This window comes from Thalassobacillus cyri (assembly GCF_900107755.1).
GTDB lineage: Bacteria > Bacillota > Bacilli > Bacillales > Halobacillaceae > Thalassobacillus > Thalassobacillus cyri.
On sequence record NZ_FNQR01000011.1, the window covers coordinates 115,520 to 142,209 of the forward strand.

Genomic DNA, 26,690 nt, shown 5'->3' on the forward strand with positions numbered 1-26,690 from the left:
AGAAGGCTTTTCTTTTTGTACTTTATGATAAAAAAATAAGAAACACTAAGGCTTTCACATAAGTATTTGGCGACAAGCCAATTATTCCAAAAAAATGTTTAATTTGAGAGAAAAGAGGAAGTCAAATGAATGAAAAGTTATTATCCAGACGTCTGCAGATGGTAGCCTCCTATCTCCCTCGTGGAGCGAAATTTGCAGATATCGGGTCAGATCATGCTTACCTTCCTTGTTATGTTTGCCTTCAGGATCCAACCGCGACGGCAATCGCAGGAGAACTGAATGAAGGTCCATTTCAAAGTGCTAGAAAAGAAGTGGAAAGCAATGATTTATCTGCTCGGATTGCAGTCCGAAAAGGAGATGGTCTCTCAGTACTCTCTAAGGATGAAGTGGACCAGATAGTCATAGCAGGAATGGGGGGCACTTTGATTACGAATATCCTGGAGGAAGGAAAAGATAAACTGGGTCGTACTTCACGAATTATCGTCCAGCCGAATGTCGATGCAAAGTCCTTACGGAAATGGTTTGTTAAGTACAATTATCAAATAACAGCTGAAGAAATTATTGAAGAAGCAGGCCATATTTATGAAGTCATTGTAGCTGAAAAAAATGACACCGGAAACGAACTGCATTATTCAGAAAGAGAAACCTTATTCGGTCCATACTTAATGAAAGAGAAATCGCCCGTATTTAAGAAGAAATGGATCGAGGAAAAAGCAAAAAGAGATTATGTAAAAAGAGAAATTCAAAAGGCAGCCAATCCTGATAACGATAAAATCGCTGCACTCGAATTAGAAATTCTATGGATCGAGGAGGTATTGAAAGATGACTGAGACAATAACTGGAAATGAAGTTATTCGGGTTTTTGAACAGATGTCACCAAAGCATTTAGCGTTCGATTGGGATAAGGTCGGTTTACAAGTAGGGACGTTGAATAAGCCGGTAAAAAATATCATGATTACATTAGATGTATTGGAAAATGTAGTGGATGAGGCTGTGGAGAAACAAGTAGACTTGATCATTTCTCACCACCCTGTCATTTTTAAGCCGTTGAACCAGATAAATCCAGACACACCTAAAGGTCGTGTGATCCAAAAGCTGATCAAGCATGAAATTACCGTTTATGCGGCACATACTAACCTGGATATAGCAGAGGGTGGTGTCAACGATGCGTTAGCACAGGCCTTGGGGTTGTCAAAAACTAAACCGCTGCTAGAAACGGGGAAGGATAAGTTAGTCAAACTCATTGTATTCGTGCCTGAAGACCATGCTGAGCAAGTGAGACAGGCGATGCATGACGCAGGAGCCGGGCATATAGGTGATTACAGCAATGTTTCGTTCAGTATGCCAGGAAAAGGAAGGTTTATGCCGACAGAAGACGCAGACCCCTTCTTAGGTAAAATTGGAGAGATGGAAATCGTTGATGAACAGAGAGTCGAGTTTCTATTGCCGCACTCCAAATTATCAAATGTGTTAAAAGCCATGCAGGAAGCTCATCCTTATGAAGAAGTAGCTTATGATGTCTATACATTGCAAAATGAAAGCGAGTCCTATGGGATCGGCAGGATTGGTACATTGAATGAGGGAATGAGGTTAAGGAGTTTTTGTGAGCATATTAAGAAAAGCTTGGACGTTCCAAGTCTTCGTGTAATTGGGGACTTAGAAGAGTCGGTAAAAACGGTTGCTATTTTAGGGGGAAGCGGAGAAAAGTATATATATGAAGCTAAGCGTCAAGGTGCAGATGTATATCTGACTGGAGATATGACCTTTCATCCTGCTCAAGAAGCCGAGGAAATCGGATTAAAAGTAGTAGATCCCGGCCACCATGTAGAAAAAGTAATGAAAAAAGCTGTAAAAACTTATTTAGATGAAAAGCTCAATCAAAAAGAAGACAAGTTGAACGTATATATTTCTGAAGCGAATACAGAACCATTCAAATTTATATAAAGAAAAGGCTGCCCTTAATGGCAGCCTTTTTTATCGTCTGGGGTTACTAGTTAGGCGCTTGTGCTTTTGGTCATCACTTACGCTTTTTTCTTAGTTTTGACTTTGGGTAAAATTTTCTTCTGTTCTACTTTGGATTCTCTGATCCAAGTGTTTTCATCAGACTCATCAAATTGCTCAATGAACTTTATGACTTCTTTTGTGATTGGTGTTGGAGTAGAAGCACCTGCAGTTACAGCTACTTTTTCGACTCCTTGCAGCCATTCTAATTGTATTTCGGTAACATCAGCAATACGATAAGCCTCAGTCCCTGCAATTTCTTTAGAAACTTGTGCCAAACGATTGGAGTTGTTGCTCCGTGGGTCACCGACCACCAGGGTAAGGTCAGCATCTTTAGCCTGTTCGGATACTGCTTCCTGACGGACCTGAGTCGCCATGCATATTTCCTGGTGAAGCTCAACGTGAGGATATTTTTCTTTGATTTTTTCCATGACATCATAAACATCCCACTGACTCATGGTAGTTTGATTAGTAACCAATAATTTATCATGTTCAACATCCAATTGCTCGACATCCTCTTCGGTCTGGACGAGGTGTACTTTTCCCGGTGCCACACCTACTGCGCCCTCAGGCTCAGGATGGCCTTTTTTACCAATATAAATGACTTCATATCCATCAGACACACGATCTCTGATCAAATTGTGAGTGTTGGTTACGTCAGGACAGGTGGCGTCCAGGACGGTCAATCCTTTTTCTTTGGCGCGTTCTTTTACTTCCGGTGAAACGCCATGGGCAGTGAAAATCACTGTACCATCATTGATGCCTTCCAATATATCTAAACGGTTTTTACCATCCAGTGTAATGATTCCTTGATCTTTAAAAGCTTCTGTCACATGTGAGTTATGCACAATCATGCCTAAAATATATATCGGACGAGGTAAATTGGGGTCCTTAGACGCGTTTTGGGCGATTACCATGGCATCGACCACCCCATAGCAATAACCGCGCGGTGCTATTTTTATTACTTCCATGCTGGTTGGTTCCCCCTCTGAAAATAAAAATAATTCATCTTTCTTTCATGCATCAATTTCATTATAAAGGGAAAAGTGGAAGATGACAAAGAAGAGCTGTTTATAAGCGTGCAATTGTTGCTTGTGTCTACTATAATGAGGAAGGAAGTTCTTTTACCCACAAAGTTCGGTCTCACTCTGAACTTGTCTAGAAAAAGGAGTAATTATATGAAAAATCATGAGTTCAATCAGTTTGCTATACACCCGATAGTCAGTGACATTATTGCTAAATATGGATTTACAGAACCTACTCCGATTCAACAGCAGGTTATCCCAGCTGTTTTACGAGGAGAAAGCATCATCGGTCAGTCTCATACAGGTTCAGGGAAAACCCACTCTTATTTGTTACCACTTTTCAATACATTAGATGAAACTAAAAACCACGTGCAATTTGTGATCACAGCTCCTACGCGGGAGCTGGCTATCCAAATTTATGATGAAGTGCGTAAAAGCATTCATTTTGCTGAAAAAGACCATCGCTGGAAAGCAAAGCTGCTTATCGGAGGGACAGATAAGCAAAAAACAGTGGAAAAATTGAAAGAGCCTCCACACATTGTTGTGGGTACTCCTGGGCGCATTATGGACCTCGTGAAGGAGGAAGCGCTTGATTTGCACCAGGCAAACGCTTTTGTATTGGATGAAGCTGATTTGATGCTTGATTTAGGTTTTATTGATGATGTCGATCAGATACTGATACGGATGAAACAAAATGTTCAACTGCTAGTATTTTCTGCAACTATTCCGGAACGTCTGCAGCCATTTTTGAAAAAATACCTTTCCAACCCAACGCATATTCAGATTAAAGATGATACGCCATCTCCTGCTTTGATGGAACATTTGGTAATTCCGTTACGTCATCGTTCACCCGCAGATATGATCATCACTATATCCAAGGTTATTCAACCATACTTGGCCATTATATTTACAAATGGAAAAGAGCATGCCGATCGACTTGCTGTTGAACTACAGGAAAAGGGATTGGAAGTAGGAGTCATCCATGGTGGTTTATCCCCTCGTGAAAGAAAACGGATGTTAAAAGAATTGCAAAACCTTCGTTATCAATACATCGTAGCAACTGATCTAGCTTCACGTGGGATAGACATTCAAGGGGTAAGCCATGTTATCAATGCACAAATGCCGAAGGAAGAGGAGTTTTACATTCATCGTGTCGGACGGACTGCGCGTGCCGGACTTGAAGGAACTGCTATCAACCTTTTTAATGACTACGACCTTCCGTTGGTTCAGCGTTTAGAGAAAAAAGGGATTTCTTTTGACTTTTATGATATCCGCAATGGCGAATGGAAAGAAGTAAAATCATACAATGAACGCCAAAAACGTGAAAAAACTAACGAATCGACCGTGGAAAAACAGGCATGGAATATGGTGAAAAAACCGAAAAAAGTAAAGCCTGGATATAAAAAGAAAATGAAGCAGCAAGCAGAAAAGAACATGAAAAAACTAAAAAGGAATAACTTTAAGAAGAAATAATATAGATGACAGAGGTGTAGTAGTATGGTGAAGATTGGTTCACACGTTTCAATGAAGGGGAAAAAAATGCTTTTAGGAGCAAGTGAAGAGGCCGCATCCTATGGCTCTAATACATTTATGATCTATACTGGCGCTCCACAAAATACACGAAGAAGACCGATAGAAGAATTGAATATCGAAACGGGATTGGAACATATGCAAACGCATGAAATCGGGGACATTGTGGTTCATGCTCCTTATATCATTAATGTAGGAAACACCACAAAGCCGGAGACGTTTCAATTAGGTGTCGATTTTCTAAGGAATGAAATCTTAAGAACGGAAGCAATTGGTGCCAATCAGATTGTCTTGCATCCGGGTGCTCATGTGGGAGCAGGAACAGACCAAGGGATAGACAAGATCATTTCTGGTTTGAATGAAGTGCTGCATAAAGATCAAAAAGCGCAGATTGCTTTAGAAACGATGGCAGGTAAAGGCTCCGAGTGCGGAAGGACTTTTGATGAATTGGCTAAGATCATCGATGGAGTAGAGATGAATGACAAATTGTCCATTTGTCTCGATACTTGTCACATCCATGATGCAGGTTATGATGTCGTTAATGATTTCGACGGTGTCCTTGAAGAGTTCGATAAAATCATCGGCCTTGATCGCCTGAAAGTCATTCATGTGAACGACAGTAAAAATGAACGTGGAGCAGCTAAAGACCGTCACGAAAACATTGGATTTGGTCATATTGGTTTTAATGCACTGAGTTATGTCGTTCATCATCCGCAATTGGAGGATTTACCTAAAATCCTTGAAACTCCTTATGTCGGAGAAGATAAGAAAAATAAAAAGCCTCCATATAAATTTGAGATTGAAATGTTGAAAGCAAAAAGTTTTGATGAAGATTTAAAAAGTAAAATTATGAAACAATAACGAAAAACGCACCAACCTCGTAATGAGTGTTGGTGCGTTTTTTCATTTAAGTAAGTGACTTACACCGTATTCTTCAGCTATTTGATAAAGAATACGATTCACTTTTTTGGCAGTATCAGGACTTGTAATAGCGGCCAGCTTCTTTAACATAGTTATACGCTCATTGGCGTTTAATGGGTTGAAATTATTATGCTTCAATTCTTTGATGATTTGATCTGCTTCCTGCTTAGTAATTTGTATACCATACTTTTCACAATATTTTAATACATCTTTTACGGTTAACTGCTTCAATTTTCGGGTAACTATATGTTGTGCCATATCTTTCATAGCGAATCCTCCTCGACACGAGTACTCTTCACATCCTATTCCTACATAATGGAAACGTGAATGGTAAGTTCAGGAATATAGTGTTTATCAATTGCTTTCTAACACCTAGTCCGTTAGTATCGGTTGATGAGTCGATTTCTCAAGTGTAATCGTATAAAAAGCAGAATTTGTACCCGTATTAAGGAGTGAAGTAATGAAATCATTAAAGAAGATGTTCCAAATTGGAGCAATCGTGCTCCTTGTCGGCTTATTCTTTTTTGTTATCCATTTTATGAAGGATGATACCAAAACTACTGCAGAAGGTAACAGTACTGCAGAAGAGGATACTAATAAAAGAGTTGCTGTAGACAGCGCTCTGTCAGCTCCCCCAAAAAAATCACAAAAACTTGAAGAAGGATATTATGAATGGCACGAGTTGGAATTGACAGCGGATCGCTTAGTAAAAGAGAGCGAGGGAAGGTTTAAGAAATCCTGGGCCATGTTTCTTGTCAGAGAAACAGAACGTTATGGCATAGATCCATTTTTGGTTTATGAATTATTAAAAGTGGAAACAGGAGGTACCTTCAACCCGGAATTGGTTGGACCCGCTACGAAATATGGACGAGCCTATGGCATGGCGCAGTTCATGAAAAACACTGCTCCATGGATCGCTGATATGGGAGGACTTCCATATAAAGATGAATTATTATTCGACCCATATTATTCTATGCAATTATCGATGATCTATCTGGATTACCTGCATGGGAAATATGGTAACTGGAATGAAGCATTGACCGCTTACCATCGTGGCATGGGTGGCTTAGAAAATTATAAGGATAAGAATGGACATGCGAAAAGCTGGTATGCTGTGGAAATACAAGAAAATGCAGAAACACATCCGACATTTGCATCAGCTAATTGATCAAAAACGTTATTGGACGGGATATACCTGTTCAATAGCGTTTTAAATTTGTGCTTATTTCCTAGTCATGTAACTATTTCCTCGTAAGTTTAATGTTAACCTGCAGACAATATGAAGGAATCTCCATAAAGAAAGCGAGGGTGTTAAAATGGATGATTCCAAAAAGCGCTCAACCTATGATGAGGTAGAAAAAGGACCTCATTATGGAGATGATACTAAGCAGGAAGAAAAGCAAGGGCTGGTTTATCATGACGAGCCTTATCGATCAAAGGGTTATGAGGAAGAGTATGCGCAAGAACTCGCAATGAGCCCAAATGAAACCATAAAATCCGAAGAACAAGAGACAGAGATGCAAACGGAAGTGAAAACCGGTATGGGCTGGTTAGCTTTGGTGATTGCTGGATTGTCTTTATTCATCGCTCCAATTCTTTTAGGGGGAGCAGGGATTGTACTTGGGTTCATTTCGAGAAGAAGAGGGGCCGAAACCTTAGGTAATACAGCTATATTCATCGGTGCGGCTTCCATTCTTTTATCACTCTTCTTCACCGCGTTTTAGGCGGAAAAGTGGGATTATCTGTTTAATGGATGTCCTATTTTTAAAAAAGGTGAGCCCAAATGGGCTCACCTTTTATGCTTCTTGTTTTTTATAATGTTCTTCAGCAAGTTTATCGACTTCTTTTTTCAATTCTTCCACCATGATATCCTCTGGTACTTTACGAATGATTTCACCGTGACGGAATAATAAACCTTCACCTCTGGCGCCTGCGATTCCAATGTCTGCTTCACGAGCTTCCCCTGGCCCATTTACTGCACAGCCAAGAACTGCTACTTTTATAGGTGCTTTAATGGTTGAAATATATTCTTCCACTTCATTCGCAATGGAAATCAAATCGATTTCAATACGGCCGCATGTAGGGCAGGAAATCAAGGTAGCAGCATTGGCAGCCAGCCCAAATGATTTCAATAGTTCACGTCCGACTTTGACTTCTTCTACCGGATCGGCACTCAAAGAGATACGTAACGTACTTCCGATGCCTTTGCTTAAGATAGCACCAAGGCCTGCCGCACTTTTCACAGTACCAGCGAATTGTGTGCCGGATTCGGTAATCCCAAGATGCAATGGGTATTTGATTGCTTCCGCCGCTTTTGTATAAGCTTCAATCGCCAGTTGAACATCTGATGCTTTTAAGGAAACAATAATATCATGAAAATCAAGGTCTTCCAGAATTTTGATATGATGTAAGGCGCTTTCTACCATACCTTCTGCTGTTGGATAGCCATATTTCTTTAGGATATGCTTTTCTAACGAACCAGCGTTTACGCCGATGCGAATAGGAATGCCTCTTTTTTTAGCGGCATTTACCACTGCTTCTACTTTCTCACGGCGGCCGATATTTCCAGGGTTGATACGGATTTTATCTGCTCCGCCTTCGATTGCTTTTAATGCCATTTTATAATCAAAGTGAATATCAACTACAAGGGGGATATTGATGCGTTTTTTAATTTCAGGGATGGCATCAGCAGCACGATCGTCTGGACATGCTACCCTCACAACTTGGCATCCGGCTTCTTCTAAACGATGAATTTCGTTTACTGTAGCTTCTACATCATGAGTTTTTGTCGTAGTCATGGATTGAACCACAACCTGGTCCGAACCACCAATTATCAAATCGCCGACTCTGACTGGCCGGGTATCTTTTCTATGCGTAATTGCCATAAGTGAAACGCTCCTTTGTTTGTTCACATTGAAGGGTATTTTTTTATACCATCCCTTATTATAAGGCCTAAATGTATAAATGAGAAGTAAGATTACTTAGATTATCTATTCTAACTGATCTTTTTCATATAATGGAAAATAATAAACTTTTTCAATCGTAAGGCTGGAGGGGTCTATTCCAGGGTTCAATTGTTGAAAATCCTCAATCATGGTATTCATGGAATGGTAATACTCACCATTATGGAGTTGTTCCATGATAGAAAGTACCGTATCCCCAGCTTTCACTTTTACCGGAACCTTTTGGTTATAACGTAACGGAGGCTCGAGTATATCTCCTTGTGGAGGTGGAGGATTTTCTATGGTATTTACTTTATGATCTGATTCACTCCTATTGATCGTAGTACCAATAGTCAAGTCTTTGTATAAACTGACTAAAAGCAGTATCATTAAGATAAATAAACCTAATTTCTTCATACTAACAGCCTCCCCCATTTAATGATATATGTGTACTATTCGCCTTACACCAAAAACTTTCCTTTTTTGAAACCAATATTATATGTAATTCGTATATATGAATAAAGTACGGAGAGGGCGTGTAAATATGGGAATTTTACAAAATGATTGGGTAAGTTTTCTAATAACGTTTTTTGGAACGTTATTTTTGATTGGGGAGCTGCTTGTCAATGCCCGGGGTTTATTCGGAATATTAGGGTTAGGGTTTATCACCGTATTTTTTTACTCCTTTCTATCCCCAAGTATGTTTATTCTTATGATGTTGATTTATTTGATCGGTCTCATTTTAATTATCATTGATGGAAAATTAATAAATGATGGTACATTAGCTACGATCGGTGCCGTGTGTATGATCATTGCAGTAGGATTCAGCTCACCTAATTGGGTTGCTGGCTTGTACGGTGTAATTGGTGTAATTCTCGGGGGAGCTAGTTCCCTCTTCTTTTTAAAAGCATTCAAAAGAAGAGATATGTGGTCTAAAATCACATTGATCGATCAATTATCTACAGAAGCTGGTTATAATACCATGAATGAAACCTATAAGAGTTTGTTAAACGAGGAAGGGGTTGCACAGACAGATATGCGCCCTGTGGGAACTGTACAAATCAAAGGAAGAGACTACAGTGCTGTCACTAACGGTCAATGGATTTCCAAGGGTGCAACAATTATGGTAGAAGCAGTTGACGGAACAAAGATATTGGTGGCAAAAAAACAAAACAATGATGTAAAATGACCCGCCAGAAAGATCGGCGGGTCATTTCATTTTGGGGATATAGCGCATACTCAAAAATAGATAGACAGCGGTTGCAAAAATATAAACAAATATAATAGAAGAAACTGACCAGAGAAAAGATTCAACTACCACTAAAATGATGGTTGGAGCAGTGATGGAAAGTGTACTCATATTCCATAATTGCTTATAATCTGCTCGTTTGTTCCCTGCTTTTACATAGATGAGGCCGATGCCTGCCAATAAGCTGGCACTGCAGAATAATAACAATGAAATCAGTAAATAGATAAAGGGCAGAAAGATGATGGTAAAAACACCGCTTGAGATTCCTTTCATTATTCCTCCAGAGCCTTCCCCGGTAGAAAATAAAGTAGAGAAAATCATGCTTAAAAGAACCGGGATTAAGACTATTAAGCTTAAAAAGAAAATATAACCAATTGCTTTTCCGATCGGCTGAAAACGAAAAGCGCTGATTAGTTTGAAATGATAACAGCTTTTTATCAATAATTGTGTTTTACTCATTAAAATATTCTCCTTTGATTATGTACCTCTTTCATATTAAAGCAGGGAACAAGTATCGACAAGGGAAATCTGATTATTAACCGAATGTAAATTTAGTGTTAAATTTAACAGTTTTTCTTTACAAATGTTTTGAAAGTCATTAATAATGGTAGAGGTGTTTAAAGAGAAACAAAACTTTGGATGAACAGAAGGGGTGGACAACCGTTGGAATTTGATGTTCAACAAATGATTTTTGAATTTATCGGCGGTCTGGGTATTTTCTTATTTGGATTAAAGTACATGGGAGACGGGTTGCAGCAGACAGCAGGAGATAATTTGCGCAACTTGCTGGATCGCTTTACCAGGAATCCTTTCATGGGAGTTATAGCGGGTGCAGTTACGACAGCATTACTTCAAAGTAGTTCAACCACTACTGTGCTGACGGTCGGTCTGGTAAACGCCGGTTTTATGAGCTTTAGACAGGCAATCGGTGTTATTATGGGTGCCAATATCGGTACTACAATGACTGCATTTATTATTGGTATTGATGTCAAGGAATATGGTTTACCAATTATTGCAGTAGGTGCATTCATGATTTTCTTCTTTAAGAATAAAAAGGTTACGTACATTGGACAAACCATTTTTGGCCTGGGTGCACTATTCTTTGGCCTTGAAATGATGAGTGGCGGGATGAAGCCATTACGTTCATTGGAAGCCTTCCAGGAATTAACGTTAAATATGAGTCAAAACCCTATTCTCGGGGTAGTGGTAGGGACAGTATTTACAGTGATTGTTCAAAGCTCCAGTGCAACCATTGGTGTCTTACAAGGCCTATATGGTGAAGGGCTTGTCAACTTACAAGCAGCTCTGCCAGTGTTGTTTGGTGACAATATCGGTACAACAATAACAGCTGTATTAGCTGCAATTGGTGCAAGTGTCGGTGCAAGAAGGGCAGCCTTCACGCATGTTATTTTCAACATGCTGGGTGCCATACTCTTTTTACTTTTATTAAAACCATTCACTTTGTATACGGAGTGGTTGGCTAAAACGCTTGATCTTAATCCGGAAATGACGATTGCATTTGCTCACGGTTCATTTAATATAGCTAATACGCTATTACAATTTCCGTTTATCGCTGTGTTAGCTTGGGTAGTTGTCAAACTGGTGCCTGGCGAAGAGTCCGCGGTGGATTCTAAACCACAACATTTAGATCCGATTTTCATTGAACAATCCCCATCGCTTGCATTAGATCAAGCGAAAGAAGAAGTTCTTCGCATGGGGGACTTAGCATATAAAGGGTTGGAAGAGACAAGTAGTTATTCCAATAACCTCAAGCAGAAGCATGCGGAAGTAGCATTGCAGTTAGAAGATGCTTTAAATAATCTCGATCGGAAAATTACAGATTATCTTGTCAAACTATCAGTGGCTCCTTTGACTGATGAAGACAGTAGAAAACACTCAGCACTTCTTGATTCGGTCAGAGACTATGAACGTATCGGAGATCATTTTGAAAATATCATCGAGCTCATCGATTATAAAGTTTCTAATAAAGTTGATTTGACAGGGCAGGCTCAAGAAGACTTAAACGATATGTTCAACTTGACGCTTATGACTGTAAGACAGGCCACTAAAGCGTTAGAAACGATGGACCGTGAAGAAGCCCTCGCGGTTGTCCAGAAAGAAGATCAGATTGATCAGATGGAACGGACCTATCGTAAGAAGCATATTCTTCGCTTGAACGAAGGGTTATGTACAGGTCAAGCCGGGATTGTATTTGTAGATATAATCAGTAATTTGGAGCGTATTGGAGACCATGCAGTTAACATTGCGGAAGAAGTACTTGGTGAAGAGGACCAGTAATTCAAAACGCACTCAGTTAAGCTGAGTGCGTTTTTTATATCTGGTTTAAAAAAAGAAACCCTCGATATGATATAGATATTTATAGAAATAGTCTTGAAAGCAGTCTTTGAACATGCTATATTATTTTTGTTGCTTTCTTACTGATTAAGATTTTTTCTTTGCTATTGACACCTTCAGAAATACATGATATATTATATCTCGTCGCTTCAACAAAGCCAACCTCTTCGAAATCACATCGAAGCAAGCTTTGCGAAGCTGACCTCATCGAATAATCATCGAAGAAGCTTTGCGAGGAGTTCAACAGTCTCTTTCGGTAAGAAAGACATACAAAAGGGTTGAATGACGAGCACGAAACTTAGATTGTAGCTCGATGATATACTTATTATAATTATTCCACCGTAGCTCAGTGGTAGAGCAATCGGCTGTTAACCGATTGGTCGTAGGTTCGAATCCTACCGGTGGAGCCATTAATGTCGGCGTAGCTCAGCTGGCGAGAGCGTACGGTTCATACCCGTGAGGTCGGGGGTTCGATCCCCTCCGCCGACACCATACATAACTTTAATTTAATAGTCTAACATGGCGGTCGTGGCGAAGTGGTTAACGCACCGGATTGTGGTTCCGGCATACGTGGGTTCGATCCCCACCGGTCGCCCCATGTGGACCCTTAGCTCAGCTGGTTAGAGCTATCGGCTCATAACCGATCGGTCGCAGGTTCGAATCCTGCAGGGTCCACCATTTTTATGCGGAGGAGTACCCAAGTCTGGCTGAAGGGAGCGGTCTTGAAAACCGCCAGGGGCTTTACGGCCCGCGGGGGTTCGAATCCCTCCTCCTCCGCCATTTTAAATCATGTAAAAAATGCGGCTTGGTAGCTCAGTCGGTAGAGCAACGGACTGAAAATCCGTGTGTCGGCGGTTCGATTCCGTCCCAAGCCACCACTTTACATACCTAGCGATGCTGACTAACAGTCAGCATTTTTTTGTTTCTATAAAAGAATCATGTTTTAAGGAAATCTATTAGGGAAACATATATAAGCAGGGTCAATAAAAAGAAAATAAGAATATGCATAATATTTGCAACACTTCAGATGCTTTGGTAATGTTGCATTAGAGGCTTGAAAGCAGGGAACTGCTTCCAGGCACTGAGGTACATATTATAAAAAGGAGGAATTTCATTATGGCTAAATTTGAACTACCTGAACTACCATACGCTTATGATGCACTAGAACCACACATTGACAAGGAAACAATGAATATCCACCACACAAAACACCATAACACCTATGTGACAAAGCTGAACAATGCGCTTGAGGGTCATGCAGATTTAGAAAGTAAGTCATTAGACGATCTAGTTGGCAATCTTGACGCTGTACCGGAAGATATCCGCAATGCTGTCCGTAACAATGGTGGTGGACATGTGAACCACTCTCTATTCTGGCAAATCATGTCACCAAATGGTGGTGGAGAGCCATCAGGTGATCTGGCCAATGCTATTAACGAAAAGTTTGGCAGTTTCGAACAATTCAAAGAAGAATTTGAAAATGTAGCCAAGGGTCGTTTTGGTTCAGGCTGGGCCTGGTTAGTAGTAAACAATGGAAACATCGAATTGATGGATACCATTAACCAGGACTCACCGATTATGGAAGGAAAAACTCCTATTTTAGGGTTGGACGTATGGGAGCATGCGTACTACCTTAAATATCAGAACAAGCGTCCGGATTATGCTAAAGCATTCTGGAACGTAGTAAACTGGGAAGAAGTCTCTAAGCGTTATCAAGATGCTAAATAATAATACTGAAAAGCGCGGATTAATGTCCGCGCTTTTTTTTCATGCCCAGAAAATTGCATATCTCCAATCCATTTGAAGAAACTAAAGAAGGACAGTAAAGGAGATTGGAGATATGAAAAAAATATTACACTCCCTTTTAGGGCCGACCGAAGTGAATAAGGATTTACTGCTATTGCTTTTAATTGGCGGTCTTTATTCCTTGGGTATCTTTTTATCGAATACATTCGTTAATGTATATTTGTGGAAGCAATCCAGCGAGTATACAGCGATCGCGTTATATAATTTGAGTATTTATATCTTGCAACCCATTACTTTCATTTTTGCAGGAAAATTCGCGAAGAAGGTGGATCGCGTTGTCGTACTGCGGGCGGGGGTAATATTTTTATCCTTGTTTTTCTTGACGGTATTGGTGGTAGGAGAGAAGGCCGCCAGCTTTAATATGTTGCTGGGCGGTTTATTAGGTGTTGGATACGGATTTTACTGGCTCGCCTTTAATGTGCTGACATTCGAAATTACAGAACCAGAAACGCGTGATTTCTTTAATGGCTTTTTAGGACTGCTGCAATCTTTTGGTGGTATGATCGGTCCTATATTAGCAGGTTTAATCATCGCTAATATGGCTGCGTTTACAGGTTATACCGTGATTTTCACCATTTCTTTCGTGTTATTCATTTGTGCGGTAATCACAAGCTTCTTTTTAAAGCGGAGAAAAGCGAAGGGGAATTTCTCTTTTAAGCGAATCTTTGAAGAACGTAAGACCAATAAAAATTGGGGTAAAATCTTGAACGCCCATATTTTTCAAGGGCTCAGGGAAGGGACATTTTTGTTTGTCATTTCCATTTGGGTGTATATCGCTACACAGAGTGAATTATCTTTAGGTATGTTTAATCTGGTATACTCCGGGAGTGCCTTTGTGCTTTATTTTCTGGCAACAAAGTGGATCAAACCCCGACTTAGAAAATGGGCGATCTTCGCAGGTGGGGTTTCGTTATACCTTGCTCTCTCTATATTATTAATTAATGTAAACTTCACAACATTGTTGATTTATGCGGCAGTGATAGGGATATCTTATCCGATATTGTATGTACCCTATATTTCTTTGACCTATGATGTCATCGGTAAATCATGGAAAGCGGCAGAAATGAGGATTGAATATATTGTGGTGCGTGAATTATTTTTAAATGCAGGAAGAGTGCTGTCCATCATAATTTTCTTGATTGGCATAACGTTGTTTACCCCAGATCAGGCTATTCCTTTCATCCTGTTAATCGTAGGATCCGGACACTTCTGGATTTACTTTTTTGTAAAAGGCATCGATTTACGTAAACAAGAGGAAACGGAGAGCGCTTATGTAACAGATACGACAATGACCACAAGTAAAAACCCTTAATATTCCCCATTGGCAACTATTTATATTTCTTGGAAGATGTTATAATGATGGGTGGAATTTGACATATAAGGGGGAGGACGATGGGGAAAAGCAAAAAGAAAAAATCGCATCTTCCTTTGAGAATGAATATTTTGTTCTTTGTGATTTTTTTATTATTCGCTTCTTTGATACTGCAATTGGGCGTCGTACAGATTTTATACGGAGAAGATGCCCAGGAAGAAATCAACCGCACCGAAAATACTACGATCCATACACCGGTCCCAAGAGGTAAAATGTATGATCGTTTTGGCAGGGTCCTTGTAGATAACGAACCGCTTTATTCGATTACATACACGCCTCCAAAAGGGGTGCAGCCAATGGATCGATTAGAGTTAGCAGAAGATCTAGCTGACTATATCAGTATGGGAGATAAGAAAGAGTTAGAGAAAATAGTACGGGAACGTGATTTAAAAGAATATTATTATTTGCTTCATGAAAAAGAAGTGAATGAAAGAGTGACACCAGAAGAGGCAGAGAACTTATCCAATGGGAAAGTATATCAATTGATGCTCGATCGAATCACTGAAGAAGAAATTAAAACGATTCCATTCGAAAAGTATCAGGTGATTGCAATCAAGAAAGAGCTGGATCAGGCTTCCGCATTAGCTCCGCATATCATTAAGAATGAAGACATCACGATTGAGGAATATGCGACAGTTGCTGAACATTTGAATCAGCTGCCTGGTATCAATGTAACATCTGATTGGAATCGAAAATATCCATTTGAAGGCACGCTTCGAAATTATATCGGAAGTATCACTACAGCCGAACAGGGTATTCCAAAGGCAAATCAAGATTATTATCTGTCCTTGGATTATAGTCGTAATGATCGTGTCGGCAAAAGCGGACTTGAAGAAGAGTATGAAAGTGTTTTAAGAGGAACAAAGGAAAAAATTCGGTATGAAACAGATAAGAAACATAATATTGTCAACTCGGAAGTGGTCAGGCAAGGGTCACGGGGGGACGATTTAGTACTTTCTATTGATATCGAATTGCAGAAGCGGGTCGATGAAATCGTGGCACGAAGACTGAAAGAAGAAATAGCCCGCCAGCCTTATAAAAACCGATTTCTAGAAGATGCAATGGTGGTCATGATGGATCCTAATACCGGAGAAGTGCTGGCAGTTTCAGGAATGCATTATAACCGTGATAGGGAATCTGATGAGCCTTTAGTAGAAGACCATTCCTATAAAGTACTCCAGGCCCAGCACCTTCCTGGTTCCACTGTCAAAGGTGCTACGGTATTGATGGCCTTACATGAAGGGGTTATGAAGCCTGGTGAAACGATTTACGACAGGACCTTAAAATTAAAGGGCTCACAAGATAAAAGTTCATGGCGGACATTGGGACCAGTAAATGACATAACAGCACTGCAGAAGTCTTCAAACGTATATATGTTCTTAGCCGCTATAAGAATGGGCGGGGATACCTACATTCCGAACGACCCATTAGGCTTCAGGAGTGGAACATATGAGAAATTTCTTTATTATTATAACCAGTTTGGTCTTGGTGTACCTACGGGAATTGACATGCCTTATGAAGCAGTCGGTTATATAGGTGAAGATCCGATTCCGGGAACTCAGCTTGACTTAATGATTGGTCAGTACAATTCTTATACTACAATGCAATTAGCTCAGTACGTGTCAACCATTGCCAATGATGGTTATCGTGTCAAGCCTCATCTAGTCAAAGAAATTCGCAAGCCTTCTAATGAACCTGGTGAGTTAGGGCCGGTCAGTCAGAACATTAATACGACCGTGTTAAATCGAATTGATATGGAGCAGAAGTATATTGATCGGGTACAGCTTGGTTTTCAATATGCATTTCAACGACCTGGTGGAACTGCGTACGGATATTTCGATGATGTCGACTACAGTCCGGCTGGAAAAACCGGTACAGCGGAAAATGCGGTTTATTTAGAAGACAGTAACGGAAAACCTTATAAGATAGATACAGAGAACTTGACGATGGTAGGATATGCACCACACAACGATCCTGAGGTAGCCTTCTCTGTGGTGGTTCCACATGTCGGTAAAGGAGCAGGCTCTGGTATCAATAAGTATATTACAAAAGACATCCTTGATGCGTATTTTGAGTTGAAAAAAGAACGCAGCAAAGAAGGCGTCAAGAATTTAAATGAAAAACTTGATGTGGAAGATGACGATAAGAAAGAAGAAGAGTGATACCTTATGGGTATTGCTCTTTTTTTATGGAGAACAAGGCAATTTACACAATCTTTACACTGGTTTCATTTTGAATTAAAACTATGATTCTATGATAGGAGATGTAGTTGGCCAAGCCAACCGACACAAATCAAATGGTGTAGGGGGAAAAGAAATGAAAAATTTCAAGAATTTCGCACTACTATCTTCATTAGTTCTTATGCTAGGTGTACTAGTTGCATGTGGCGGCGAATCTGGTGGTGGAGAAAATGGAGGTTCTAAAGAATCTGTATCAGGAAGTATCTCCATTGACGGTTCTTCAACAGTTTTCCCGATTATGGAAGCTTTGACTTATGAATATAACAAGAAGAACCCTGAAGTGAATGTCTCAGTAAACGCTTCTGGATCCGGTGGCGGATTTAAGAAATTTACCAAAGGTGAAACAGACTTCAGTAATGCTTCTAGACCAATCAAAGAAGAAGAAAAGCAAGCTGCTGAGAAAAATGGTGTTGAGTACAAAGAATTAGAAGTAGCAAAAGATGGACTTTCAGTAGTTGTTAGTAAACAAAATGATTTCGTAAATGAGCTTTCAGTAGAAGATTTAAAAAAGATATTTACAGATGGTAATAATGCAACCAAATGGTCAGACATTAATCCCGAATGGCCGGATGAAACCATTAAGATCTACAGCCCTGGTCATGATTCAGGTACCTTCGATTATTTCAATGAAGTAGTACTACAAGATAAGCCGATGAAAGAAGGAGAGAACACTACTCTTTCAGAGGATGATAACGTACTAGTACGCGGAATTGAGAGCGATCCTAATGCAATTGGATTCTTTGGTTATGCCTACTACAAGGAAAACGAAGACAGTTTGAAAGTGTTGGGCATCAAAGATGGGGAAGGAAAAGCAGTGAAACCGACTCCGGAAACAATTCAGGATGGTTCTTACACACCTTTCTCCCGTCCATTGTTCACTTATGTAAATATGAAATCTTACAAAGAGAAAGAGCAAGTGAAAGACTTTTCTGAATACCTGTTGAAAAATGCAGGTAAAGCTGCAGAGCAAGTCGGGTACGTAGCTCTTCCGGAAGAAAAATATCAAGAACAGCTGGATGCCTTAAAATCTGAAGCTGAATAAAACAATTGCTAAAAGAAATATGAGGAAGGGTGGGGCTTACGTGCAGTCCCACCTTCCTGTATGAAAATAAGAGAAGACGTTAAACGCCTTTTTATGGATGAAAGGGGATTTATCATGGGAAAAGCTTTACAAAATGAAGCTATGAATATAGATGTCCAAACAATGATTGAAAATAAAAGAAAAAAGAAAAGTGTCTCTGGTAAATTGGAAAAGCTTATTCCTGCCTTTTTGTTTTTATGTGCTGCTGTGAGTGTATTGACAACAGCAGGAATTCTTTTCACTTTGCTTAGAGAATCGATTACTTTTTTCAGCACCACTTCAATTGTTGACTTTTATACTGGTACGCAGTGGTCCCCATGGACGGGTCACTTTGGAGTGTTACCGTTGATCACTGGAACACTGCTGATAACCTTGATTGCTGCAATTGTAGCTATCCCGTTAGGATTGATGTCAGCCATTTTCTTGAGTGAGTATGCAAGTGATCGTACACGTAAAATAATCAAGCCTACATTGGAAGTACTTGCAGGTATTCCTACTGTGGTATACGGGTTCTTTGCCTTGACATTTGTAACACCATTGTTGAAAAATATCGTACCAGGATTAGGAATTTTCAATGCATTAAGTGCTGGGATTGTTGTTGGAATTATGATTATCCCTATGATCGCCTCCCTGTCTGAAGATGCCATGAACTCTGTGCCAAACAGTTTGAGAGAAGGGGCGCTAGCTTTAGGTGCTACCAGGTTGGAAGTTGCCATGAAAGTAGTACTTCCTGCAGCTTTTTCTGGAATTGTGGCATCTATTGTCCTGGCAGTCTCACGAGCGATTGGTGAAACAATGATTGTTGTTATCGCGGCGGGTGCTTCGCCGACTTTGACATTCGATCCTACTCGTTCAATTCAGACGTTGACTGCCTTTATTGTACAGGGAGCGACAGGTGATACCACCTTCGGTTCAACCATTTATTATAGTATTTATGCTGTAGGAGCGACACTGTTTGTGTTCACACTGCTGATGAACATGCTTTCCCAGTATATCTCGCGCAAGTTCAAGGAGGAATACTGATGTCAGGTATTGATGAAAAAAACAATTTAAAAAGAATACGTGGAAGAGTGATTCTGAACAATGTGCTTAAAGGTTTGTTTTTTGTTTCAACTACAATCGGTCTGATTTTCCTGGCACTATTGTTATATCGCATATTGACTCAAGGGATTGGTTATTTAAATTCTGACTTTATTACAAGCTTCCCTGCCCCTTATCCAGAAGAAGCGGGTATTTTTGCAGGACTTATCGGGTCTATCATGATGATCGCGATTGTTGCACCTGTAGCCATAACACTAGGGGTAGGCACAGCTATCTTCCTGGAAGAGTATGCCTATAAAAACCGTTGGACAAAATTTATTCAAATTAATATTCAAAATTTAGCTGGTGTACCGTCAATTGTATATGGACTGCTAGGTCTTACGTTCTTTGTGTATATGCTTCGTTTGGGCTATACACTTCTCGCGGGCGGTCTCACGATGGCGCTATTAGTATTGCCTGTCATCGTGGTTGCAGCACAGGAAGCGATCAGATCTGTACCATCAGATATAAAAGAAGCTTCCTATGGTATGGGGGCATCCAAATGGCAGACCATTCGCCGTGTCATTCTTCCTGCTGCAATACCCGGTATCCTTACTGGTACTATTCTGGCGTTATCACGTGCAATTGGAGAAACGGCTCCGTTGATTATTGTTGGAGCTGCTACGGCACTTTACACATTGCCTGATTCGCTGCTTTCTAAGTATACCGTTATGCCGATTCAAATTTTTAACTGGACTGGCCGTCCTCAAGAGGAATGGCAATTCGTAGCTGCGGCAGGAATTCTAGTATTGTTGATTGTGCTATTATTCATGAATGCTGTTGCAGTTTTCATCCGTAACAAGTTCCAAAAACGGTATTAAACTCTGATAGGAGGTTATGTATCAATGAATACTCTATTGAAACAAAAGAAAGTCGATAATAAAACTTCAGTCAAGCCAGATATAAAAGAAAACAACCAAACAAAGAGTGAGGCTGCTATGGATAAAAATGTATTTGAAGTCAATAATTTAAACCTTTGGTATGGAAATGACCAGGCTTTATATGAAATCAACATGAATGTTCCTCAAAATAAAGTGACAGCAATCATCGGTCCATCGGGTTGTGGTAAATCGACTTATTTGAAAACTCTCAATCGTATGGTCGAAATGGTGCCGATTGTTAAAACCTCAGGCTCCATTCAGTATAACGGAGAGGATATATTTTCAGATAAACACAGTGTGGAGGGCTTAAGAACGAAAGTAGGGATGGTTTTTCAAAAGCCTAACCCATTTCCGAAATCTATTTATGACAATATCGCTTACGGACCGCGCATTCATGGGGTTAAGAAAAAAGCTGTGTTAGATCAAATTGTGGAGAAGAGTCTTCGTGATGCAGCTATTTGGGATGAGGTAAAAGACCGTCTCGATGAAAATGCTTTTGGCTTATCAGGTGGTCAGCAGCAAAGGGTTTGTATTGCCCGGGCTTTAGCTATTGAACCGGATGTCATTTTAATGGATGAACCAACTTCTGCCCTGGACCCTATTTCTACCTTGAAAGTGGAAGAATTAGTTCAAGAGTTGAAGAAGAAATATAGCATCATCATTGTCACTCATAATATGCAGCAGGCAGCACGTATCTCCGATAAAACTGCGTTTTTCTTAAATGGTGAGCTGATTGAATTCGCTGATACGGATCATCTGTTCTCTAATCCGACAGATAAGCGGACAGAAGATTATATCAGTGGCAGATTCGGTTAATATTATTTTCGGGAGGAATCACTTTATGCCGACAAGGGAACATTTCTCAGAGGAACTGGAAAAACTGAAAACAGACATCCGAGAATTAGCAGAAGATACAAAACAAGCGTTGGTTATTGCAATTGAAGCTTTACACAACCGTGATGTCAAAAAAGCTAAACAGATTATCGAGGATGATCATCTTATCGATGAAAAAGAAGAAGACATTAACGAGAAGGTTATGATTTTAATTGCAAAACAACAACCGGTTGCTACTGACCTTCGCAGGTTGATCATTGCAATAAAGATTACGAATGATCTAGAGAGAATGGCTGATCATGCTAAAAATATTTCAAAAGCAACGATCCACTTAGGTGAAGATCATCCCATTTCTATTCATCCAGGGATTAGGGAAATGGCAGACGTAGCTTTTAATATGGTAGATATCGCTCAAAAAGCATTTATGCTGGAAGATATTTCATTCGCCCAAAAACTCTCTGAAATGGATGATATCATTGATGAAAAATATGGGAAAATGATTCGGGAATTACTGGAGCTGACCGCTAATAATCCGGATCAAATTCAGTATTTGATGCAAATGGCTTATTCGGCACGTTATATTGAACGTTTTGCCGATCATATTACCAACATTGGTGAAGAAATCTTTTTCCTTGTCAAAGGCAGAACTTATGATTTGAATGAGTAACTAAAAAAAGAAGGGCAGAAGAGATGTTATCCATCCTCTGACCTTCTTTTTATGTGACTTGATATGATAACGTGGAGAGCAGGTCTGTGATTCCTTGCCATTTTGCTGTAAAAAAGAAACCTATTATTTAGATGTAATTTCTTTGGCAATTTCCTTGTAAGACATTTCATTATTTAATTCGAACGTCCCAACTTGCAGGTAACGACTGTAATCTGCTTCATCTAAATATTGTTGAAAATTGATTTGGTCCATAATCATATTTTCTTTTTCAAGGATACTCGCTATTGCACTCGAACTCATGCCCGGTTCAATTTTGATAACCACTTTCTCCTGATTTTGGTTATTGCTCGATTTCTCCTCTTTACTAACTTTATCATCTTTAGATTGTTCCAATTCCTTTGGAGGCCTGTGTTGCTGGGCCAGCTTTTGTTCATATGTGGTTTGTTCCATGATGATGTAGCCTTGTTGATTTAATGATTCAATAGTTTTTTCCATGGATTGGACATGGGGTGTATTTTCACTATTCCAGATAATGAAGAAAGTTGATGAACAAGCCAGTAAACCTAAGGCGAATGCTCTTACCAATAGCTTCATAAGCTGATCCTCTTTGCATTATTTTGTTCTAAAATGGAGCGGATATCATTCTCATGGAGGGTAGTTCTTTCAGAGATCTGAGCTACGGTGTAACCTTGTTTCTCCATTGACACCACTTGCTTATAAAGAGGTAGTGTCGAGTCCACGTGATCGTTATCCTTATCAGGGTGGAATAATAATTCTTCTTCAAGGATATTCAATTTTCTTTTCAGTTTATATATTTCCTGGAGAGAAGAAATCGAAATTTGTTCTACTTCATCTTCCAATTGCTTTAAGCGATCATTCATGAAAAAAGACAGGATAAACAAAAGAAGACCGATAACGGCTGTTGTGATGATGGCAGTGGTCATTTGGGTTCACTCCTATGTAAATTACATTACATTTATATCATAATAAGGCAGTTTTTTCTATACTACGGTTGAAGTTTGGTGAATTATTTTATTAGCATGCTTGAAAGGACAGTGTAGTTCTGCTATTATAAATAAGTCTGATATTATCAACTGAGAGAGTTATGAAACGAGATAGGATATGGAGGGATAAACATGCGTGTAAACATTACACTTGCTTGCACTGAGACAGGTGACCGCAATTATATTACAACTAAAAACAAGCGTACGAATCCGGAGCGTCTTGAGCTGAAAAAATATAGCCCACGCCTTCGTAAATATACGCTACACCGTGAAACTAAGTAAGCAGTAGGATATTTGATCCTACTGTTTTTTTATACATAATTAAACCTGCACATATCACGTGAAAATGTCCCTGGTAAGGAGTGGTTCTGATGGACAAAGTGCAATTAAGAGCCCGAGGCAAACAAATAATGGCTAATTTTTCAACTGAAGAGAAAAATAATATTGAACATGAACTTGCCGAGCATTTATTCAAATCGATGATTTTCAAGCAGGCAAGCACAATTGGGATAACAATTTCTCAAAAAAATGAGTGGTCGACTACTTCTATTATTGAAAGAGCCTGGAAGGAAGGGAAGAGAGTGACCGTCCCTAAATGTGATCCTGGTCCAAAGTATCTTAACTTTTATCAATTAGATAGTTTTGATCAATTAGAAACTGTTTATTTCGGTTTGCAAGAACCAGACCCTTCCCGATGTGAACATGTAAACAGGGACACGATAGATTTAATTATAGTTCCAGGGTTGGTGTTTGATCTTCATGGGTATCGTATTGGGTATGGAGGAGGGTTTTATGACCGTTATTTATCTGGCTACAAAGGGGAAACAGTAGCTCTTGCTTCTAAAGAACAGGTAGTTAAAAACCTTCCTCACGAAAAGTTCGATATACCGGTAAACCATTTAATTACAGAGGATGGCTATGTCTTTTAATGACAATGGTTCCACCCCTTAGCCAAATTCGTTAGAAAGCTAGTAGGAGTGATAAAGATGCAAAACCGCTACTCAAGACAAATTCTCTTTCAACCAATCGGTGAGAAGGGCCAAGCAAAGTTGCAGCAAAAAACGGTGTTGGTAGCAGGTGCAGGGGCGCTTGGAACGGTGGCGAGCAACCATTTGGTCAGAGCCGGGGTCGGTCATGTGCGTATCGTAGACCGGGATTTCGTCGAATACAGCAATTTGCAGAGACAGATGCTATATACCGAACAAGATGCTAAGGATATGATGCCAAAGGCAGTAGCAGCTGAAAACCGATTAAAGGAAATAAACCCGGATGTTTCGATAGAAGGCCTAGTCGCAGATATTACCTCGGAAAATATTGAAAAACTCATGGATGGCGTCGATGTAGTGATAGATGGAACTGATAATTTTTCTACTCGATATCTTTTGAACGATGCCTCTTTTAAACTGGGAATCCCATTTGCTTATGGAGGTGCTGTCAGCTCAAGAGGGATGACGGCATTTTTTGTACCAGGTGAAACTCCATGTCTGAGATGTGTGGTGCCAGATGGGGCAGGAAGTGGACAGACATGCGATACTGTTGGGGTAATTGCCCCTGTTGTAGACATGGTATCATCTTTTCAAGTAACAGAAATAATGAAATATTTAACAAATAACCATAAAGCATTAAGAAGAGACTTATATTCCTTTGATATTTGGCATAACCAGCAATTTTCTATGAAGCTGAAAGACCCTGTAGCTAATTGTACCACCTGCCAAACCAAAACTTTTCCGTATCTTCATACCAATATCGAACAAGATTATAGCATTCTTTGCGGTCGTGATTCTTTTCAAATCCATAAAAGGGAACAATTTGATTTAAATACTTGGCAACAGCGCCTCCAAACCATTGCGGAAGTGAAAAAGACCCCCTTTCTTTTAAAAGCGACCTTAGATTCTGGAGAAACCTTAGTTTTGTTTCCGGATGGGCGTGTATTAGTGCAAGAGGTTGATGACATTACGCGAGCAAAAGCCATTTATGATCGATTGATTGGTTCGTAAGTTTTTAAATTTGTCATGATTTCAAGCGTTTTCAGTGATTGAAGAGTTTGTGAAATAGTGTACAATCTAAAGGGAAAGGTTAACACAGGAAGGGAGCTGAAAAGATGGAAAGAGTAAATCGGGTAGCATTAATAGGTACAGGATTTGTCGGGTCAAGCTATGCTTTTGCATTATTGAATCAAGGTGTAGCTGATGAACTGGTTATGATTGATTTAAATAAAGATAAATCAGAAGGCGATGCCATGGATCTCAATCATGGATTACCATTTGCTCCTGGCAGTCAAAGAATTTGGTTTGGTGATTATAGCGATTGCAAGGATGCAGATTTAGTAGTCATTACCGCTGGTGCCAATCAGAAACCGGGGGAGACCAGACTTGATTTAGTTGAAAAGAACAGTAAGATTTTCAAGGAAATAGTCACATCTGTAATGAAAAGTGGATTTGACGGGATATTCGTGGTGGCAACGAACCCTGTTGATATATTGACTTATATGACTTGGAAATTTTCCGGTCTTCCATCTCATCGTGTCATCGGTTCAGGTACGATTTTGGATACAGCAAGACTACGTTATCTTTTAAGTGATTATTTCAACGTAGATGCCAGGAATGTCCACGCTTATATCATGGGAGAACATGGTGATTCTGAGCTGCCGGTATGGAGTCACGCAAATATCGGTGGCAGGTCTGTGTTCGACCGCATCCACGAGCGCCCTAGTGATTATAAAGTGGAAGACTTAGATGACATCTTTATTAATGTACGCGATGCAGCTTACCATATCATTCAGCGAAAAGGTGCTACGTATTATGGAATCGCTATGGGGTTAGTACGGCTCACGAAAGCGATTCTGCATAATGAGAATTCTGTATTGACTGTCTCCGCCTATTTGGAAGGTGAATATGGGGAGGATGATATATATATCGGTGTTCCGGCAATTGTAAACCGGAGTGGAATCAGAGAGGTATTAAAGTTGAATTTGGATCGCGTGGAAGAAGATCAGTTCAGACAGTCAGCAGGTGTGTTGCGGGAAACGATGGAACCACTTGTGCAAAAGTTCTTCGAGAATAAATAAGCACTTTTGTGAAATCATAAAGATATCTAACTCATGTGAAGGGGTGTCTTTATGAGAGCTGCCGTATCTACTATCATCGGCTTTGTGATACTGCTTATATTGTTGAAATACCGTTTCAAACTGATCAACCAATTGCTTGCAATTCACTTGATAAGAAAATTCGTTGCTATGTTCCTCGTCAATGTACCTGGTGTAAGGGAACGATTATTCCGTACCTCTATCCTGTAAAGTTTATGTTGAGACATGGAGGGTCTGTCGCCGCTAGCAACAGCTTGCGCTTCAGGCTCTTTTTATTTTGTTTTAAATGTTATGGATAGGCTCCATTAATCCTTGGTGTGATTTTTTCATAACCGCTTTATTCAATTATAGGGACGAAAAGTCGAAGACTTGATTTCGAGAAGAATTTGGGTCCTGGTGAGCGTTTTGAGGTCCGGGAAATCACTCGCTTTTCGTGGGAATGTGGTGAGCTTCCTCAGGCTTCTGAATTGACCCCTTAATATTGGACACTCTTTAATTCAAGCAGTTAACTGGGCACGTTCCCGGTATTTGACGGGACTCATGCCACTTAACCTGGATTTGATTCTTTCATGGTTGTAGTAGTCCATGTATTCTTTCAGTTCCTGCTTAAAATGTTC

The 26,690-nt window shown here is 39.9% G+C and carries 29 protein-coding genes and 6 tRNA genes; 27 read left to right on the forward strand and 8 right to left on the reverse strand.

Annotation, left to right across the window (positions count from 1 at the left end; genetic code table 11):
• The first annotated feature begins 125 nt into the window (after positions 1-125).
• Both BLV00_RS13850 and BLV00_RS13855 read left to right on the forward strand, forming a co-directional pair.
• Entirely contained in the window at positions 126-830 is a 705-nt protein-coding gene (locus BLV00_RS13850; RefSeq protein WP_093045568.1) for a tRNA (adenine(22)-N(1))-methyltransferase, read from the forward strand.
• Positions 823-1,944, forward strand: coding sequence for a Nif3-like dinuclear metal center hexameric protein (locus tag BLV00_RS13855; protein ID WP_093045569.1), 1,122 nt, complete (start codon positions 823-825; stop codon positions 1,942-1,944). Before BLV00_RS13850 ends, BLV00_RS13855 begins: the two co-directional genes overlap by 8 nt.
• Before the next feature lie 77 nt (positions 1,945-2,021).
• Here BLV00_RS13855 and BLV00_RS13860 read toward each other — a convergent pair whose 3' ends face one another.
• On the reverse strand, positions 2,022-2,972 hold the full coding sequence (locus BLV00_RS13860) for a 4-hydroxy-3-methylbut-2-enyl diphosphate reductase (protein ID WP_093045570.1): 951 nt from the start codon (positions 2,970-2,972) through the stop codon (positions 2,022-2,024).
• 207 nt (positions 2,973-3,179) lie between these two features.
• Between BLV00_RS13860 and BLV00_RS13865 the strand changes: the two genes are divergently transcribed.
• Both BLV00_RS13865 and BLV00_RS13870 read left to right on the forward strand, forming a co-directional pair.
• Complete coding sequence (locus BLV00_RS13865; protein WP_093045571.1) at positions 3,180-4,499, forward strand: DEAD/DEAH box helicase; 1,320 nt, start codon at positions 3,180-3,182, stop codon at positions 4,497-4,499.
• Positions 4,500-4,523: 24 nt separating this feature from the next.
• A complete protein-coding gene (locus BLV00_RS13870) occupies positions 4,524-5,417 on the forward strand; it encodes a deoxyribonuclease IV (protein WP_093045572.1) in 894 nt (297 codons plus the stop codon).
• Between the two features lie 42 nt (positions 5,418-5,459).
• Here BLV00_RS13870 and BLV00_RS13875 read toward each other — a convergent pair whose 3' ends face one another.
• Positions 5,460-5,744 (reverse strand): DUF2624 family protein, encoded by a 285-nt coding sequence (locus BLV00_RS13875; protein ID WP_093045573.1) that lies wholly within the window; start codon positions 5,742-5,744, stop codon positions 5,460-5,462.
• Positions 5,745-5,937: 193 nt separating this feature from the next.
• Between BLV00_RS13875 and BLV00_RS13880 the strand changes: the two genes are divergently transcribed.
• Positions 5,938-6,645 carry a lytic transglycosylase domain-containing protein gene (locus tag BLV00_RS13880; protein ID WP_245728976.1) on the forward strand — a complete coding sequence of 236 codons (708 nt, stop codon included), beginning with the start codon at positions 5,938-5,940 and terminating at the stop codon, positions 6,643-6,645.
• A gap of 148 nt (positions 6,646-6,793) precedes the next feature.
• The gene (locus tag BLV00_RS13885) at positions 6,794-7,201 is read left to right on the forward strand and encodes a hypothetical protein (RefSeq protein WP_093045574.1); all 408 of its coding nucleotides are present in this window, start codon (positions 6,794-6,796) and stop codon (positions 7,199-7,201) included.
• Positions 7,202-7,273: 72 nt separating this feature from the next.
• Here BLV00_RS13885 and ispG read toward each other — a convergent pair whose 3' ends face one another.
• Both ispG and BLV00_RS13895 read right to left on the reverse strand, forming a co-directional pair.
• Positions 7,274-8,362 (reverse strand): flavodoxin-dependent (E)-4-hydroxy-3-methylbut-2-enyl-diphosphate synthase, encoded by a 1,089-nt coding sequence (gene ispG / locus BLV00_RS13890; protein WP_093045575.1) that lies wholly within the window; start codon positions 8,360-8,362, stop codon positions 7,274-7,276.
• Between the two features lie 105 nt (positions 8,363-8,467).
• A complete protein-coding gene (locus BLV00_RS13895; protein WP_093045576.1) occupies positions 8,468-8,836 on the reverse strand; it encodes a hypothetical protein in 369 nt (122 codons plus the stop codon).
• Between the two features lie 127 nt (positions 8,837-8,963).
• Here BLV00_RS13895 and BLV00_RS13900 point away from each other — a divergent pair, with 127 nt between their 5' ends.
• The gene (locus BLV00_RS13900; RefSeq protein WP_093045577.1) at positions 8,964-9,608 is read left to right on the forward strand and encodes an NfeD family protein; all 645 of its coding nucleotides are present in this window, start codon (positions 8,964-8,966) and stop codon (positions 9,606-9,608) included.
• Positions 9,609-9,629: 21 nt separating this feature from the next.
• Here the strand turns inward: BLV00_RS13900 and BLV00_RS13905 are convergent, their stop codons facing one another.
• Positions 9,630-10,127, reverse strand: coding sequence for a DUF1189 family protein (locus BLV00_RS13905; protein ID WP_093045578.1), 498 nt, complete (start codon positions 10,125-10,127; stop codon positions 9,630-9,632).
• A 204-nt stretch (positions 10,128-10,331) separates the two neighbouring features.
• On the opposite strand from BLV00_RS13905, the gene BLV00_RS13910 reads away from it, so the two are divergent.
• The 15 genes from BLV00_RS13910 (at position 10,332) to phoU (ending at position 21,984) form a co-directional block, all read left to right on the forward strand.
• Positions 10,332-11,966, forward strand: a complete 1,635-nt coding sequence (locus BLV00_RS13910) for a Na/Pi cotransporter family protein (protein ID WP_176791556.1) — start codon at positions 10,332-10,334, stop codon at positions 11,964-11,966.
• A 392-nt stretch (positions 11,967-12,358) separates the two neighbouring features.
• Positions 12,359-12,433 (forward strand) — tRNA-Asn (locus BLV00_RS13915).
• Between the two features lie 5 nt (positions 12,434-12,438).
• Positions 12,439-12,515, forward strand: a tRNA-Met gene (locus BLV00_RS13920).
• Positions 12,516-12,545: 30 nt separating this feature from the next.
• Positions 12,546-12,621 (forward strand) — tRNA-His (locus BLV00_RS13925).
• Between the two features lie 3 nt (positions 12,622-12,624).
• Positions 12,625-12,701: transfer RNA gene (locus BLV00_RS13930), tRNA-Ile, on the forward strand.
• Positions 12,702-12,710: 9 nt separating this feature from the next.
• Positions 12,711-12,803: transfer RNA gene (locus BLV00_RS13935), tRNA-Ser, on the forward strand.
• A 22-nt stretch (positions 12,804-12,825) separates the two neighbouring features.
• Positions 12,826-12,901, forward strand: a tRNA-Phe gene (locus BLV00_RS13940).
• Positions 12,902-13,139: 238 nt separating this feature from the next.
• Entirely contained in the window at positions 13,140-13,751 is a 612-nt protein-coding gene (locus tag BLV00_RS13945; RefSeq protein ID WP_093045580.1) for a superoxide dismutase, read from the forward strand.
• Positions 13,752-13,863: 112 nt separating this feature from the next.
• Complete coding sequence (locus tag BLV00_RS13950; protein ID WP_093045581.1) at positions 13,864-15,141, forward strand: MFS transporter; 1,278 nt, start codon at positions 13,864-13,866, stop codon at positions 15,139-15,141.
• Positions 15,142-15,221: 80 nt separating this feature from the next.
• Complete coding sequence (locus tag BLV00_RS13955) at positions 15,222-17,363, forward strand: peptidoglycan D,D-transpeptidase FtsI family protein (protein ID WP_093045582.1); 2,142 nt, start codon at positions 15,222-15,224, stop codon at positions 17,361-17,363.
• A gap of 154 nt (positions 17,364-17,517) precedes the next feature.
• Positions 17,518-18,483: a PstS family phosphate ABC transporter substrate-binding protein gene (locus tag BLV00_RS13960; protein WP_093045583.1), complete on the forward strand. Its 966-nt coding sequence runs from the start codon at positions 17,518-17,520 to the stop codon at positions 18,481-18,483.
• A 114-nt stretch (positions 18,484-18,597) separates the two neighbouring features.
• Positions 18,598-19,545: a phosphate ABC transporter permease subunit PstC gene (pstC, locus tag BLV00_RS13965; protein WP_093045584.1), complete on the forward strand. Its 948-nt coding sequence runs from the start codon at positions 18,598-18,600 to the stop codon at positions 19,543-19,545.
• Entirely contained in the window at positions 19,545-20,423 is an 879-nt protein-coding gene (gene pstA / locus BLV00_RS13970; protein ID WP_093045585.1) for a phosphate ABC transporter permease PstA, read from the forward strand. Before pstC ends, pstA begins: the two co-directional genes overlap by 1 nt.
• A 24-nt stretch (positions 20,424-20,447) precedes the next feature.
• Positions 20,448-21,299: a phosphate ABC transporter ATP-binding protein PstB gene (gene pstB, locus BLV00_RS13975; RefSeq protein WP_093045586.1), complete on the forward strand. Its 852-nt coding sequence runs from the start codon at positions 20,448-20,450 to the stop codon at positions 21,297-21,299.
• A gap of 25 nt (positions 21,300-21,324) precedes the next feature.
• A complete protein-coding gene (phoU, locus tag BLV00_RS13980) occupies positions 21,325-21,984 on the forward strand; it encodes a phosphate signaling complex protein PhoU (protein WP_093045587.1) in 660 nt (219 codons plus the stop codon).
• Between the two features lie 123 nt (positions 21,985-22,107).
• Here the strand turns inward: phoU and BLV00_RS13985 are convergent, their stop codons facing one another.
• Both BLV00_RS13985 and BLV00_RS13990 read right to left on the reverse strand, forming a co-directional pair.
• Positions 22,108-22,578, reverse strand: a complete 471-nt coding sequence (locus tag BLV00_RS13985) for an MltG/YceG/YrrL family protein (protein WP_093045588.1) — start codon at positions 22,576-22,578, stop codon at positions 22,108-22,110.
• On the reverse strand, positions 22,575-22,928 hold the full coding sequence (locus BLV00_RS13990; protein WP_093045589.1) for a hypothetical protein: 354 nt from the start codon (positions 22,926-22,928) through the stop codon (positions 22,575-22,577). The genes BLV00_RS13985 and BLV00_RS13990 overlap by 4 nt, the downstream gene beginning before the upstream one ends.
• 192 nt (positions 22,929-23,120) lie before the next feature.
• On the opposite strand from BLV00_RS13990, the gene rpmG reads away from it, so the two are divergent.
• The 5 genes from rpmG (at position 23,121) to BLV00_RS22030 (ending at position 26,283) form a co-directional block, all read left to right on the forward strand.
• The gene (gene rpmG, locus BLV00_RS13995; RefSeq protein ID WP_028783218.1) at positions 23,121-23,270 is read left to right on the forward strand and encodes a 50S ribosomal protein L33; all 150 of its coding nucleotides are present in this window, start codon (positions 23,121-23,123) and stop codon (positions 23,268-23,270) included.
• Positions 23,271-23,359: 89 nt separating this feature from the next.
• Entirely contained in the window at positions 23,360-23,917 is a 558-nt protein-coding gene (locus BLV00_RS14000) for a 5-formyltetrahydrofolate cyclo-ligase (protein ID WP_093045590.1), read from the forward strand.
• 57 nt (positions 23,918-23,974) lie between these two features.
• Positions 23,975-24,985: a ThiF family adenylyltransferase gene (locus BLV00_RS14005; protein ID WP_093045591.1), complete on the forward strand. Its 1,011-nt coding sequence runs from the start codon at positions 23,975-23,977 to the stop codon at positions 24,983-24,985.
• Positions 24,986-25,089: 104 nt separating this feature from the next.
• On the forward strand, positions 25,090-26,055 hold the full coding sequence (locus BLV00_RS14010) for an L-lactate dehydrogenase (RefSeq protein ID WP_093045592.1): 966 nt from the start codon (positions 25,090-25,092) through the stop codon (positions 26,053-26,055).
• 51 nt (positions 26,056-26,106) lie between these two features.
• A complete protein-coding gene (locus tag BLV00_RS22030; protein ID WP_176791560.1) occupies positions 26,107-26,283 on the forward strand; it encodes a hypothetical protein in 177 nt (58 codons plus the stop codon).
• A 287-nt stretch (positions 26,284-26,570) separates the two neighbouring features.
• Here the strand turns inward: BLV00_RS22030 and BLV00_RS14015 are convergent.
• On the reverse strand, positions 26,571-26,690 hold a 120-nt coding region (locus BLV00_RS14015), incomplete at its 5' end, for an IS3 family transposase (protein WP_143030726.1).

What these genes read in the sequence shown, in the direction of transcription:
- BLV00_RS13850 (WP_093045568.1), top strand. Translation starts at nt 126, where the DNA reads ATGAATGAAAAGTTATTATCCAGACGTCTGCAGATGGTAGCCTCCTAT.
- BLV00_RS13855 (WP_093045569.1), top strand. Translation starts at nt 823, where the DNA reads ATGACTGAGACAATAACTGGAAATGAAGTTATTCGGGTTTTTGAACAG.
- BLV00_RS13860 (WP_093045570.1), bottom strand. Translation starts at nt 2,972, where the DNA reads ATGGAAGTAATAAAAATAGCACCGCGCGGTTATTGCTATGGGGTGGTC.
- BLV00_RS13865 (WP_093045571.1), top strand. Translation starts at nt 3,180, where the DNA reads ATGAAAAATCATGAGTTCAATCAGTTTGCTATACACCCGATAGTCAGT.
- BLV00_RS13870 (WP_093045572.1), top strand. Translation starts at nt 4,524, where the DNA reads ATGGTGAAGATTGGTTCACACGTTTCAATGAAGGGGAAAAAAATGCTT.
- BLV00_RS13875 (WP_093045573.1), bottom strand. Translation starts at nt 5,744, where the DNA reads ATGAAAGATATGGCACAACATATAGTTACCCGAAAATTGAAGCAGTTA.
- BLV00_RS13880 (WP_245728976.1), top strand. Translation starts at nt 5,938, where the DNA reads ATGAAATCATTAAAGAAGATGTTCCAAATTGGAGCAATCGTGCTCCTT.
- BLV00_RS13885 (WP_093045574.1), top strand. Translation starts at nt 6,794, where the DNA reads ATGGATGATTCCAAAAAGCGCTCAACCTATGATGAGGTAGAAAAAGGA.
- ispG (WP_093045575.1), bottom strand. Translation starts at nt 8,362, where the DNA reads ATGGCAATTACGCATAGAAAAGATACCCGGCCAGTCAGAGTCGGCGAT.
- BLV00_RS13895 (WP_093045576.1), bottom strand. Translation starts at nt 8,836, where the DNA reads ATGAAGAAATTAGGTTTATTTATCTTAATGATACTGCTTTTAGTCAGT.
- BLV00_RS13900 (WP_093045577.1), top strand. Translation starts at nt 8,964, where the DNA reads ATGGGAATTTTACAAAATGATTGGGTAAGTTTTCTAATAACGTTTTTT.
- BLV00_RS13905 (WP_093045578.1), bottom strand. Translation starts at nt 10,127, where the DNA reads ATGAGTAAAACACAATTATTGATAAAAAGCTGTTATCATTTCAAACTA.
- BLV00_RS13945 (WP_093045580.1), top strand. Translation starts at nt 13,140, where the DNA reads ATGGCTAAATTTGAACTACCTGAACTACCATACGCTTATGATGCACTA.
- BLV00_RS13950 (WP_093045581.1), top strand. Translation starts at nt 13,864, where the DNA reads ATGAAAAAAATATTACACTCCCTTTTAGGGCCGACCGAAGTGAATAAG.
- BLV00_RS13955 (WP_093045582.1), top strand. Translation starts at nt 15,222, where the DNA reads ATGGGGAAAAGCAAAAAGAAAAAATCGCATCTTCCTTTGAGAATGAAT.
- BLV00_RS13960 (WP_093045583.1), top strand. Translation starts at nt 17,518, where the DNA reads ATGAAAAATTTCAAGAATTTCGCACTACTATCTTCATTAGTTCTTATG.
- pstC (WP_093045584.1), top strand. Translation starts at nt 18,598, where the DNA reads ATGGGAAAAGCTTTACAAAATGAAGCTATGAATATAGATGTCCAAACA.
- pstA (WP_093045585.1), top strand. Translation starts at nt 19,545, where the DNA reads ATGTCAGGTATTGATGAAAAAAACAATTTAAAAAGAATACGTGGAAGA.
- pstB (WP_093045586.1), top strand. Translation starts at nt 20,448, where the DNA reads ATGAATACTCTATTGAAACAAAAGAAAGTCGATAATAAAACTTCAGTC.
- phoU (WP_093045587.1), top strand. Translation starts at nt 21,325, where the DNA reads ATGCCGACAAGGGAACATTTCTCAGAGGAACTGGAAAAACTGAAAACA.
- BLV00_RS13985 (WP_093045588.1), bottom strand. Translation starts at nt 22,578, where the DNA reads ATGAAGCTATTGGTAAGAGCATTCGCCTTAGGTTTACTGGCTTGTTCA.
- BLV00_RS13990 (WP_093045589.1), bottom strand. Translation starts at nt 22,928, where the DNA reads ATGACCACTGCCATCATCACAACAGCCGTTATCGGTCTTCTTTTGTTT.
- rpmG (WP_028783218.1), top strand. Translation starts at nt 23,121, where the DNA reads ATGCGTGTAAACATTACACTTGCTTGCACTGAGACAGGTGACCGCAAT.
- BLV00_RS14000 (WP_093045590.1), top strand. Translation starts at nt 23,360, where the DNA reads ATGGACAAAGTGCAATTAAGAGCCCGAGGCAAACAAATAATGGCTAAT.
- BLV00_RS14005 (WP_093045591.1), top strand. Translation starts at nt 23,975, where the DNA reads ATGCAAAACCGCTACTCAAGACAAATTCTCTTTCAACCAATCGGTGAG.
- BLV00_RS14010 (WP_093045592.1), top strand. Translation starts at nt 25,090, where the DNA reads ATGGAAAGAGTAAATCGGGTAGCATTAATAGGTACAGGATTTGTCGGG.
- BLV00_RS22030 (WP_176791560.1), top strand. Translation starts at nt 26,107, where the DNA reads ATGAGAGCTGCCGTATCTACTATCATCGGCTTTGTGATACTGCTTATA.